The organism is Nocardia sp. NPDC005745 (assembly GCF_040630775.1).
GTDB lineage: Bacteria > Actinomycetota > Actinomycetes > Mycobacteriales > Mycobacteriaceae > Nocardia.
Map to the genome: position 1 here is coordinate 1 of NZ_JBEXYF010000026.1, position 12,807 is coordinate 12,807.

At 61.9% G+C, this 12,807-nt stretch carries 7 protein-coding genes; 2 read left to right on the plus strand and 5 right to left on the minus strand.

Going from position 1 to position 12,807, the window contains the following annotated elements; translation table 11 throughout:
* Positions 1-97 precede the first annotated feature (97 nt).
* Positions 98-358, plus strand: a complete 261-nt coding sequence (locus tag ABZ420_RS24905; protein ID WP_357127096.1) for a hypothetical protein — start codon at positions 98-100, stop codon at positions 356-358.
* Between the two features lie 655 nt (positions 359-1,013).
* Here the strand turns inward: ABZ420_RS24905 and ABZ420_RS24910 are convergent.
* Positions 1,014-3,518: a tetratricopeptide repeat protein gene (locus tag ABZ420_RS24910; RefSeq protein ID WP_357127098.1), complete on the minus strand. Its 2,505-nt coding sequence runs from the start codon at positions 3,516-3,518 to the stop codon at positions 1,014-1,016.
* A gap of 488 nt (positions 3,519-4,006) precedes the next feature.
* Here ABZ420_RS24910 and ABZ420_RS24915 point away from each other — a divergent pair, with 488 nt between their 5' ends.
* Positions 4,007-6,169 carry a P-loop NTPase fold protein gene (locus ABZ420_RS24915; protein ID WP_357127101.1) on the plus strand — a complete coding sequence of 721 codons (2,163 nt, stop codon included), beginning with the start codon at positions 4,007-4,009 and terminating at the stop codon, positions 6,167-6,169.
* 533 nt (positions 6,170-6,702) lie between these two features.
* On the opposite strand, the gene ABZ420_RS24920 is transcribed toward ABZ420_RS24915, so the two are convergent.
* The 4 genes from ABZ420_RS24920 to ABZ420_RS24935 all read right to left on the minus strand — a co-directional run bounded on the left by ABZ420_RS24920 (position 6,703) and on the right by ABZ420_RS24935 (position 12,671).
* Positions 6,703-7,977, minus strand: coding sequence for a hypothetical protein (locus ABZ420_RS24920; RefSeq protein ID WP_174185771.1), 1,275 nt, complete (start codon positions 7,975-7,977; stop codon positions 6,703-6,705).
* Positions 7,970-11,383, minus strand: a complete 3,414-nt coding sequence (locus tag ABZ420_RS24925) for an AAA domain-containing protein (protein WP_357127105.1) — start codon at positions 11,381-11,383, stop codon at positions 7,970-7,972. The genes ABZ420_RS24920 and ABZ420_RS24925 overlap by 8 nt, the downstream gene beginning before the upstream one ends.
* Entirely contained in the window at positions 11,384-12,151 is a 768-nt protein-coding gene (locus tag ABZ420_RS24930) for a serine/threonine-protein kinase (protein WP_357127108.1), read from the minus strand.
* Between the two features lie 388 nt (positions 12,152-12,539).
* A complete protein-coding gene (locus tag ABZ420_RS24935; protein WP_357127111.1) occupies positions 12,540-12,671 on the minus strand; it encodes a hypothetical protein in 132 nt (43 codons plus the stop codon).
* Between the last annotated feature and the right edge of the window lie 136 nt (positions 12,672-12,807).

The window sequence follows — 12,807 nt, forward strand, 5'->3', positions numbered from 1 at the left end:
CCTCTCGAGCCTCACCAGAGGCAACAAACCATCAGCTACACCCCACCGTCCCGGGCATCCGGGGCACCAACCCCAGACACCCACAACCTTAGGGAACGTGACCATGACCAAGAATGGGCTGGTAATGCTGGTCCAGGTAGGCGGAGCAGGTGAGGAAGTTACGGTGATCGTCGTACCGGAGGAGCGGCCCGATGCGATGACCGTACCGGTCCCCAAGCCGCGCCGCGGCTGGCGTCTGAGCGCATTGTCAATAGCACGCATGTTGTTCCGGGCGCTTAATGGCGCTGCTGCCCTGGCACTGATGCACGGGGCTCAGAGAATCCGATGGGCTGAGGTCCTGAACTGGCTGACGTCCTGACCCCGCAAAACGCACGGTGGTGCTCGGCGAAGTACTGGCGGGCGCGATATGTCTATGCCGCTGGCAACGAGAACTCGAAGATATTCGCCTGGTAGGTCGATGCTCAGTCTGGCTCGAAGAGGTCACGAGTTCCGTCGGGACGCACACGCACGTTGCGTCGTCAGCCGGCCGGGAGACCACCAGCGCTCTCGGTCGGTGCTGGCTCGACTCACAAGCCACTCAGAACCGGATCCGGCCGAGCGAGTGAGTGATAGGGCGTGTAAGCGGTAGCACGGCTTTGTCGATGTGGCTTGCGAGAATAAACGGGTGAAGTTCAAGCGCCGAAATCTCGAAGCACTGGCAGCCGATCTGGCAGGGACCTAGGGTAGCTTGCCGAGGACGAGCTGACTCAGCCACCGGTGTCGAGCGGGGCATTGCTGTCCGGTCGCTACGGATGACCGTTGACAATGCGAGAAGAATGGTCGGCTTTCAGGCACACTGCCGCGCTGGTCACCGGTGAGCGTGTCGGCCCTTGCCGATATCCGACGTTGGACCTCCGCACCGCGCCACCTCACGTGCTGACGGGCGGTAGTCGGCTGTGAGCAGCTCCAGATTGCCTCTGCCTATCCAGGGCCCGAACTCATATCTGTCGCAATTGGAGCTGTTAATACCGCCCTCACCCACCGCCGCAGAGGTTTTCACGCACAATGCGGGTGAGCGCATTCGCAGATCCGAGAGCCTGCTCACATTCGAAGAGGTTTGCTTTTTGCAGGGTGACGGCTTCATCGAGCCGACCGGTCGATTTCAACGCGCAGGCGAGGTTGTTGCGGGAGCGGATGGTGTTTTGATGGTCGGATCCGAAGAGATGTTCACAATCCGTGAGATTCCTTTGATATAAGGTGATGGCTTCGTCGAGCCGACCCGCCGATTGAAGGGCGCTGGCGAGGTTGTTTCGGCAGCGAAGGGTGTCGGGGTGGTATGGTCCGAGAAGCCGCTCATGGGCGCAAAGGTTCTTTGTGCACAGGGCGACGGCTTGGTCTAATCGTCCCGCCGAGGTGTAGGCGGACGCGAGGTTGATTCGAGCGATACGCGTATTGGAGTGATCGGGTCCGAATATTCGCGCGCAGGCGCTTATATTCGCCCTGTGCAGGATGATGGCTTCGCCGAGTTGTCCCGCCTCATTGTAGGCGCCGGCGAGGTTGTTTCGGCACCGTAGGGTTTCGGGGTGGTCGAGTCCGAGGATTCGCTCGAACTCGATGAGGTTCGTTGCGTGCAGGGTGATGGCTTCGTCAAGTCGCCCCGCCTCATGGTAAGCACTGGTAAGGTTGGTGCGGGTGGTGAGGGTGGCTTTATCGTTGGAACCGAAGATCCGTTCGCAGTCCTTAAGGTTTGCCTCCCAGAGAGCGATAGCTTCGCCCGCTCGCCCCACCGATGCGTAGACTCTCGCAAGTTCGTTGCGGACCTTGAGTGTTGCGGGGTGGTTCGGTCCGAGGAGCCTTTCGCTGTCGGTGAGCGTGTCACGCCCTAGGGCAATCGATCTGGCTGTGTCCGCTGCGGCATGCAGCTGCGCGACTGCCCACGCGCGGACTGAGAACATTCGATTTAGCAGGTCACTGTCCGTAGTTGCGGGAATCCCGGTATTCCAGAGCGCATCGATTTGGTCGACGAGATGGGATCCTTCCTCGCGACGCACCCAAGCTTCGGATTGATCGAATAGCCCTCGTTCGATCACTGCAAGCGTAAGGCGGGAGAGGTCGACGCCGGTGTACAGAGCGCGGACTGGGTCACTCGCATCGGGAGTGAGGTCATATACCTCGGGCACCGACTGTGCGCGTTCGCGTAGCACTCGGCCGACGAGCCGGTGCATGATGATCGTGTCGCCATTCGCCGACCACGACAGCAGCGAACCAACTGCGCACCGCTCAATTACCTCGTCGAGGCGTCCGGCTGCGTCGGGGAGGATAGCGCGTCGCACACCGCCTGGTGACAGCATCGCTATTAGGCCCAGCAGACCGTTGACAGCCAGATCTAAGTCGGCGTCGTTGGTAGCGGCTTCGGTCGTGTCGATCGACAGCAGGATCGCCTGGACCACCGATCTTGGATAGTCGTGGCCTGCTCTACGAGCCAACGCTTTCGGCAGCTGCTGACTGCGTAGCAACCGTTGATAGCCGGGGTAGTCGAGGCGGCGGCCGGAGATAGTCGCGGCCGCCGCAGACAGTGCCAACGGGAGATCTCCGACTTCCTCGGCAATCTGTTCTGCGCCAATGTTGTCGGCCAGGCTAGTGCTGTCGTTGAGGTACCGTATCGATTCCGGGCGAGTGAAACCGTCGAGGTTTATGACCTCCCCTAATGATGCAAAAGATCTGTCGGTGGTTGTGATCAGCACGCGGGTGTGGCCGCCAACTGGAAGCAGTGCCCGTATTAGGTCCGGATTTGCGGCGTTGTCGAGCACCAATAGTCCTGGCTCAGCGCGGCCGGACAGATGGTCACGCAGTCGCCGGGCCGAGACGGCAGAGTCGCCCTGGGGATCAGCAGCCCCGAGGCGCTCGGCGATATCGGCCAACCCCGCCCGAGTCGTCTCCGGGCTGTCGGCGTTGACCCACCCCACCAATCCGCGGCCGGAGTGGATATCACCACGTGCGACAGTTCCTGCCAGCTGAGTTTTGCCGACCCCACGCATTCCGACTATCACGACCACAGACCGTGACCGATCCAAGAAATGACGCAGGTGTGCAGACGCTGCGCGAGCAACGAAATGCGTTGGCTCCTGCGGTATTTCACCGACAACAATCAACCCCGCAGGCTGCGATCGGGACACACGTTGCCAGTCGTCAGGTAAACCAGTTACGTTATCGATCGCGCAGAGGCGGCGCGCTACCCAATCCTCATGCGCTGCTTTCATTTCCCTCAACCTCGACGTAGTCCAAGTATCGGGCTGAGAGTCGATTAGCTGATGATGCTGGTTGCATAAGAGGATCAGGTTGTCGTAGCGGTTACGTTGCGCCTTCGTCAATGGTGACCGCCCGCGCGGCCCATTGTTGCTTTCAGCAATAATGTGCGCGATCTCTCCGAGCACAACCAGAGGATCATCCAACGTGGCATCTGCGGTCAACTTCCGCATGCAATCGGGAAACGCACAGACATTGCCGCAACGTTGAAAAAGCTTGCGTTGCTCAGACATCGGTACACCCAACCTCGTCCCCCTCTTCGGCGAGTCTCCAGTCAACGTGTCGAATGTAGCGCAACTGGATTGACGACGGTCGTCCGTTACCTGAGAACCTCAGGCTGCCGGGAGTCAACGGTCAGCCACGGCGGCACGACGGTCAGTTCGCTTTCGGCGGACCCGGCCACGGGGAAAGACCCGACCACGGCGACCACCACCGCTACTCGGCACTACGGTCGCGGCAGGTGCGAGTACGAACCGATTCCGTCCGGCACGATCGCGACAATCGCCTCGCGACAATCGAGCCCGGATGTCACATCCGGGGCGTCGTTCGGTGCAACGCACCGAACCGTAGGACGCGAGTCTCGATCGCGCCAGCGTCCGGGGCGTGCTTTCATACGGCTGGGGCCGCCCCGATTGCTGGAACAGCGCGGACGACTGCCTCGGGCCTTGCCGTGGATGATCTGCACTGTCGAGGCGGTATCGGCAAGTACGATCCTCGGCCTATGAGCAATGAGAGGACTGGGCCTGAGAACGGCAGCGACACGGCGATCAGCACCATGAGCGAGGATCACCTATCGCGGGCTGTTTTCGCGGATCGGATCGCGCAACGCATCGCGAGAACAGGTACCGGACCGAGTGTCGTGTTCGGCCTCGCTGGCCCTTGGGGAAGCGGCAAGACCTCGATGCTGAACATGATCACCGAGGCGCTGCAGGCGATCCCGTCCCACACCGAGACCCCGGCTGGTCGATGGTCGGTCGCGTATTTCACCCCGTGGGCCGCATCCGATATCGATTCGCTCATCACCGAGTTCTACACCGCCATCGCCTCCGCCCTTCCCAAGGAAGCGACCACAGCGCGAGACCTGCTCAAGGCCGCAGCTCCGATCGCGACTGTGATGGTGGGGAAGCTGCTGAAGGCCGCCGTCGACAAGTATGCGCCCGGTGGTGTCGATGACGCATTGAACGCAGGCACCGACGTGCTGGCTGATCGGCTCGGCACGGTGAACATTGCCGAGGATCCCTTTCAGGTGAGGTTCGACAAGGTCTCCAGTGCTATCCGTCAAGCTGGCAGTAAGGTCCTCGTTGTGGTGGACGATCTCGATCGCCTGCACACCGATGAACTTCTGGCGGTGATGAAGGCGGTGCGCCTGCTCGGACGGTTTCCGAACGTCCACTATCTTCTCGCCTACGACAAGACCACGGTGCTCGATCTACTCACCTGTTCCGACCTCGCTCGTGACAACCGGGACCGCGCCCACCGGTACCTCGAGAAGATCGTCCAGTACCCGTTCGTTCTTCCCCCGATCCAACGCGTCCACATCGAGACCGAACTACAGCGCGAACTCGAGAACGTCGCACGCAATCTTGACATCACCTGGGACGCACCTGCTACCCGCTACGCGGTAGACGAACTGGTCAACGTTCTGCCAGACCCCAACTCGCTGACCCTGCGGAGCATTAAACAACTCTGCCTGCAAACCGATGTGCTGTGCTCGCTGGTCGGACCCGATGAGATCGACCTGTTCGACGCGGCCGTGATTACCTATATCCGCTTGAACTACCCCGACCTCTACGACCGTATCCCGGCCTGGCGGCGCGTCGTACTCTCCCCCCGCGACCACACCACAAGCTCACCCAACCAGTGGCTCGACCGCATTCGCGCCGTTCTTCCCCACGGTACCGACACCGAGACTGTGATCTCGATCTACCGGATGCTAGTGGCTCTATTTCCCAACCTGCCCCACCACCAAGGCGCGGTATGGACGGAGCGATCGGCCGACTGTCGGATCAACGACCGGGACTACTTCGACCGCTACTTCCAATTCGCCATACCCGAAGGCGATCTCAGCGACGCCGAGGTCCGTGCAGCGTTCCAAGACCTCCTCGATCGCGGCGAACTCGACGACACCTCGATCATCAGCGAGTGCCTTGCCGAGAGCCCGCAACGACGCATTCTACTGAGCAAAATGGTCCGCTACCTCGGCCTCGTCACATCGTCCACTTCCACCGCCAGCGCGTCAGCCGCGGTCTCACTCACACGTCGATTGGCACCACGACCGGGAGAGTTGTATTCCGATTGGGGCACTGTCATCTTTGCGATCCTGGCTCATGCGGTGGCCACCGCCCACTCCGACGAGGACGGCCGACGCATCCTCAACTCCTACCGCGACGCATTCGGTCTCCATCACGCGACAGGAATCCTGGTTCACTATCGTGATCAGGAAGCAATCTGGAATGACCGGCTCTCGAGCGCCTCGCACGACATCCGTGAACAGGTCGTGCAGGCGTGCCTGCTCGACCTGCGTACACCGTCCGTGCCGATCGGCGAGGGGCTTCTGTCGTTCGCCCAGGTTCTCGATGACTCGATGTGGGCGCAGATCCGTGCGGCGTTGCGCGGCAGTGGAATTTCCCAACAGGACATCGCCGCACGATTCGTCGGCACCTCTCAGAGCCCCTCGACAGTTCCGCTCTTGAACCACTTCTATGACGAGTGGTTCTCGAAGCTGATTCCGGACGACGAATTGGATCTGGATACCTTCGACAACCCGACCGCCATCAACGCAACAGACCTGACAATCACCGGCCGACAAGCATTCGCAGCCCACACGCTACGCCTGGCCTCACCGCCACACAGGGTACGAAATAGCAACGCAGCGCTGAACTGACGAGACGGGAATTGGCCGCAGCCGACGACGACGACATGGTCGTCGGCTTCTCGCCACGAGCAAACCAGCGCCATACGGACTGATCGAAGACGAAGTCGCTCGATTCCACACGGGCGATCATATTGCGAAGACCTCGGTAGTGGTTCGGGCACGGGTGACCGACCAGAACCACAGACCGGCCCGCCTACAGTTGGTAACTGGCTTCGATCCTCAACGGTTCGCGTGAAATCCGCAGGTTATCGCCGTTCCCATGTTCGATCTGCCCCGCCCTGGGCACGAGCAAGGGAACGGTGAACCGATCCGTGCGGACGCACCGGAAATCGTCAGACCGGATACGCACCCACTATGACCAGGCATTTTGCAGTTGCCCATGTTTTGTGTGTCCTGCCGAGTAGCGGTACCTGCGACTCTCTATGAAAGCGTCACCTCCACAACCAAATTCACTAACATGATCACCACCACGTCGCCCCTTCTCGACTTCCTGCCCGCTGCCTCGAGCTCCCCTCCGAGAAAGCGGGGCAACCTCACAAGCGTCAGTCCGCGAGCAGTGACAGCAGGGTGGCGTACTTGTGGTCCACCTCATCGGGCACCGTCACCACAGTTCCCGTGTAGTCACGAAACGGTCGCCCGGCCCCACGGAAAGACAACCAAGGAAAGTCCGACACCACCCAATTTCCGTCGAACACGAGGGTGTTCTGGACTGCCGACTCGAGCTGGTGCACACGTATTCTGCTGCGGTGCCGCCGAGCCAGGACGTCAAGTCTTTTCTCGGCTTCCCTGTCGCATCGGGAAAGGATCAGGTCCACCTGGACGCGTGCCCTCAGCCTCTGGTCCAACTTGGCGAGAAAAGTGGAGTCCACGACTGACGAGGTGGCCAGATCTGTGCCGATCAGGAGGCGATCTTCAGCGGTTTCCAGCGCAGTCGCCAGTACGGTCTGGTGATCGAAGAGCCGGATTTCCCGGACCGGTGGTGGGTTTTCCTCCTGGGGCGTGCCAGGCGCTGTCGTTACCCTGCCGGCTTCCAGGTGTGGTGGCAGTGGGGCGTGCGGCCTTGGCGGTTCGACGCTGAAGCCGAGCTTGTCCGCGCCGCCGAGAGTGCTGAGCACGGTGTCGTGGTTCTCGCTGGGGTCTCCATCGACAACGACCGCTGTCTCGACCTCACCCCGGTCTTTGTCGCCGTAGATCAGGATGTCGACTGGCATATACCGGTGGGTTGACGGGGTTACGTTGATGACGTCGAGAACGTCGAGCGATGCGCCTCGGCCGGGTTGTCGCAGGAAGGAGTTCACCGCTGCCGGGGTGATGTCGGATTTCTTGATCCGGGTCGTTCGTTGCGCAGGCAGCAGAATGCAACCCTCGGATTGAGCTGCGGCCTTAGTGACGAGGTCGCGGCTTTCGTAGTCGGCGAGCGACCAGGTGAGCCGGTCGAAGGCGATTTTTACGGTCTTCTGGATCGGTCTGACCGACTCGAGCTCGTCGGCCAGCCTCCGTCCTCGCTCGGTCAGTCTGAGTTGTCCCAGCGCTGGGCCGGCGAGCAGGGCACCTTCTCGGTAGTGGTCGGCGACGGTGGCGTCGATGAGCTTTGGCTCCAGCCCCAGGAAGGCTGCGATCTCTGCCGTCCCTGCGACGTCGGCTTTGACCAGGCGCAGCACGAATTCGTCGAGCAGGGGAAGCGGTTTGGCCTCCTGGGCCAGGATGTCGGCAGCGACGACGGTCACTGGAACGGCTGCTTTTTCGATTCCGAGCAGATGCAGGCCGGGGCGTTCGTGGCTGAATCGCTTGGATAGGCGCAGGTTCGAACTAAGCATTCTCCACCTCCTGCACCTCGCAGTCTTCGGGGTGGTCTCCGATGTAGCGCACGATGTCCTGCAACGCGCCGTCTGCGGATCGGCAGAATTCGGCGTCGCCCACGATGGTCAAACCGAAGCGTGCCCGGGACACCGCGACGTTGATGCGCCGCCAGTGCTCTGTCCTGAGAAAACCAGTTTTGAGCTGGGCATTGCTGCGTGTCACAGAGAATATCGCCACGTCGCACTGTCTGCCTTGCACAGCGTCCACGGAGAGAACGTCGATTTTCAGCCGGTTGAAGCGGGAGGAGGAAAGCCGCCGCTGCATCTCGGCTACCTGTCTGCGATACGGAGCGATGAGCAAGATCTCCAGGGCTCCGCCTGCGCCACCGGCGGGGCGCACGACCCCCTTTTCGATGGCGTTGTCCAATGTCTCGAGCCGCTGGAAGACGATCCGTGCTTCGGCCCTGTTGGCGTAGCTGATCCCGCCCGGCCCGCGGTCTTCGCGCCGCTCGTTACCCAGTCGGGAGGTGTCCAGCCAGAGAACAGGTTTACCGAGCATGTCGTAGCCGGGCAGCCCCTCGGTCCTGGGAGAACTGAGTTCTCCACCGTAGAAACAAGTCGACACCATGTCGCCGATCGGCCGGATCATCCGGTACTGATCGCGCAACAGGAACTTCGAGTGCGCGGGCAGCCGGTCGGCGAACCACTTGAACAGAGTCTCTTGGACAAGTTCGCTGTCGATGTCGTGTTCGGCGAGAACCTCCGTGGAACGAAGCAGCTCTTCTTCCTGTGGCGGAAGCTGTTTGGTGTCCCCGACTAGAATGGCTCGCCGTGACCGGGACAGGGGAACCAACGCCTCGGTTGCGGTAGCCTTCGATGCTTCATCGAGGATGCAGAGATCGATCTCCAGGTCGCGGACGGCGGCCTGCCCGACGAATCCGATGCACGTTCCCGCGATCACCTGAGCGGTGCCGAGGAATGCCTCTGCGAGTTGGCGGTCGGATCTGGTGCGCTGCAGCCATTCCGCCTGTAGCTCCACGAGAGCGAGGAGTCGCTGGGCAGACGTCGACGGACCAAGGAGCGCATCCGCCGCGGCGAGTGCGTCTTTGGCTGTGAGAGACCGGGACAGGGTCAGGTCTCCTGCGAGCTGCTCAACAGCGTCGTCGTGGAGCTGGCCGTAGCGGCTGGCCAGGTCGTCCATGCGTTCCTGCAGATCGCTGTCCTCCTCGACGATCTCCAGTGATGTGGCCAGTCTCGATGTCACACTACTGTCGTTCGCCCGGCGGTCGATCTCGCGCTCGACGTCTTCACGCTCGCGAACCACCTTCGCCAGTTGCTTCAGCGACAGCGCGGCACGCAGATGCCCGACATCCAGGCCGTGTTCGCTGGCGACCCTTTCCAGATGGCGCTGGGCATTGCGTCGGATTCCTTCGGCCCATTTCGTCATCTTCTGGTCGAGCAGCAGGTGACGCACGGACTTGTCGACCCGCGGATCGTCGGGGTGGCCAAGCCGGACGATGCCCGGAATTCCGGCCTGCTCCAAGCGAGCCAGGGCGTTGTCCACCGCCACGTGCGTCTGACTGACGATGAGGATCCGCGCGTGCGGACGATCTCGCAGTGACTGAACGACGATCTCGGCGATGAGGTCGGTCTTGCCCGTGCCGGGTGGGCCCTCCACCAGGAGGATGTCCGAAGCTCCCAGCGCCGATTCGACGGCCGCCTTCTTGCCTGTATCAAGCGTTCGGGTCCACTCATCGATCTTCCACGGTACGGGGGCTCGGACCTCGCTAGGGTTCTGGATCTTGTCTCGTAGATCCGGCCGTGCCGCGGTGCCGTCGCGGAAGGCAGAGACGGCATCGCGCTGGCGTTGCAGGGCTTTTCGCGTCGGTCCGAGGGAGGGCCGGATGCTGCCGTTCGGCTCCAGCGCAGGGACGGTGGTCTTGCTGCGCAGTGTGACGGTGTTGTCCTCCTGGCTGATGATCTGGCCGTAGGCGAGCACACGGCGCGAGTCTTGGGCAATGATCTCCCAGTCGGTGCCGATCAGTTCTTCCTCGACCGGGTCGCGCAGGTCCAGATCGACCTCGCGGCCGCGGATGGTCCGGTGCGTGTAGGGCATCGCCTTGAGGGCGCCGCGGGCTAGGTCCTCGCGCGCCTGCAGGACCTTGTTCCACTCGCGGAGGATGTCGATCCCCTCGTAACCGCTCGCGAGACCTCCGCTCCGCTGGAGCTGTTTGTCTTCTTCGAAGTCGTCGAGCGCACGCAACAGGCCGTGACGTCCGTCGTCCGCACGCGTGGCGTTGCGTGGTACAGAGCAGGTCCACGTGGTGAAGTGGGCGACATTCAACGCATCCTTCCGGAAGCGTTCGAGTACCTCATATTCGAGCAGCCAGGCGCCGGTGACGATCAACCGCGGAGGATCGTCCAGCTTGAGGGTGAACTTCCATCGCTTCCCAGCGATGACGACGGTCGACCGGTCGGCGACGCGTTGACTCCTGTCGTGACCGTACACGGCGAACACATCGTCGTTGAGGTCGTCCAGCACGACTGCCTCGGCGGTGGCGCCGGTGTCGCCCGAATGCTTCAGCAGTTCCGTCCTCGCACGGTGTGTGAGGTGGAGCCACAGGGTGCTTCGGCTTGCGACGGGGACGATTGGGCGTCCGCGAAGAACAGTCTTCAACTCGTCGGCGAGGACAGCGCCATTGGCCGGCCGCTGGGTGTGGTCGGGTTGAACGCACCTGGAAAGGAGCTTACGGACATCAGGGGGGACGTTGATCGCCTGGAGAGCGGGTTCGATATCCGCGAAGTTTCTGAGCCGGTCCTGGTGCATTGCCTGGATCAGCAACACACCCATCGAGTACACGTCGCGGACGTACTTGACCGAACCGTCTTCCTCCGGAGGTGTGTACGCGCCGGATCGAAACCCCATGACTGTGTGCTCGCTGACAGCGCCCTGCGCGACCTTTGCGATGCCGAAGTCGGCCAGCAGAGGTACACCGGTCTTGGTGACGAGGACGTTGCTCGGCTTGATGTCGCGGTGCTCGACCCCTTTGAGGTGGGCGTAGGCCAGCGCTCCAACTAGGGGTTCTGCTACATGGTCCCCGAGCTCGTCCCAAGTATGAGCACCTTGGTCTTTCAGGACGTCGGCAAGAGAGTCCTCAACCCAGTCGAGAACGAGGTAGTGCGCGTTGTGACCTTCATCGATTCCGGCGTCCCGGAGCCGGATGATGTTGCGGTGACTGAGCGTGCGAAGGCTTTCCAACTCCCTTGTAACGGCGAGCTCATGAAGGGGGTTGGTGCTGCGGCCGACCAGCTTCACCGCGACCATTTCCCCAGCACTGAGGTCGAAAGCTTTGTGAACGCTGGCGAATCCACCTGTTCGAGGTGGCTCTTGGGCCAGGGCGTACTTTCCCGCGATGGAGTCCAATTACACCGTCCTCATTAGCTCGCGGAACTCGTGCGCGTCCTGGGGTCGGGCAGCGGGGTCGTGCTGCGTTGCCGCGGCAACGATTGTCCGCCAGGGCTCGTCTTCGGGCAGCAGCGGGGATCCTTCTTGCGGTGTGCGTCCGGTCTTGGCCCAGCCGATGATCTGCCCCAGACTGTAGAAATCGGCGCTGGCCGTCGCCTCGTGAGCGTCAACCGCCTGTTCCGGAGCGGCGAAACCTACGGTTCCGAGGAACCTACCGGGTGTGGTTCGGCCCGTATACGTAGTGTCCCCTCTCGGCCGCCGTCCAAATCCCCAGTCCGCGACCGTCCAGCACCCATTGAGCAACAAGAGGTTGGCTGGTTTGAGATCTCGGTGCAGCCATCCTGCCCCGTGGGCTGCTTCCAGCGCCGAACAGACAGCCAGGACCATAGCGCGGAGTTGGCTATCATCCGACAACGAGGGGCGAGCGCCTTCGGCATTGCACTCGGCCAAGGGCATAACAAACCAATCGTACGTCTTGCTGTAGTCGAGCACTGGCACGATGTGGTCGTTGCCCAACGACAACTGGCCGAACTCGATCTCCCGCCGCATCCTGGCCACTGCATCGACGTTCCACGTCATCCGTCGCTTGAAAGCCACTCTGGCACCGGTCGCCTTGTGCTCAGCGGGGAATACCTCGGCTTGACCGCCCTGCGCCAGCGGACGGTGGCCCAATCGGTAAGCTGCCCGGTCGTGCTGTGGAGAGTCTCCCAGGGGACCGTAATTCACCTCGCGCCTTCCCCCTAGCCTTCACATCGCTCCCAAGACTAGATCAACTCTTGACATCACGAAATCTGTTCGTGTTCACCCGGTTAATCGGTTCGCAGATGGGATCGCCAGATGTAAGGTCCTGGTGGGACGAATGCGGCCTTCTCGACGACCCATCCGACAAGCCGGTCAGCATGGCAACCCGAGTCGCAGTGATACACAAGGGTCCTGGCCGGGCTCAGGAGGATTACGCCGCGAGGAGTTCCGCCGGGCCGTACGCAACGTCAAGCCCCGCGCGGTCGAACCCGCTGCGCGAGACAGCGATCACCGGTACTGGATCAGGCGTGGACGCGACGCGGTGTCGGTGGAGCACCGCGAGATCGTGCCTGTCGACTGGGAAATTCTCCAATCACTGCACCGAGCCGACAAACAACAGCTCATTTGCGATCGGTGCGCGGTCCGCTCCCACGATGTCGATCTGCACATCGTTGGCACGGGTCCAGTAACCGCCGATGGCGGGGACTGGCAGGGAGATTCGCATCGAGCAACAATCGTGCCAGCGCTTCACGCACCATAGGGTCAACGGCCCTGCCACGCCAGCTCATTCAATTTGCGCGGATGCGCTTCAGCATCAGATTGTCTATATGGGCGGGCGGCAGTCCGATGAACGCCCTTAC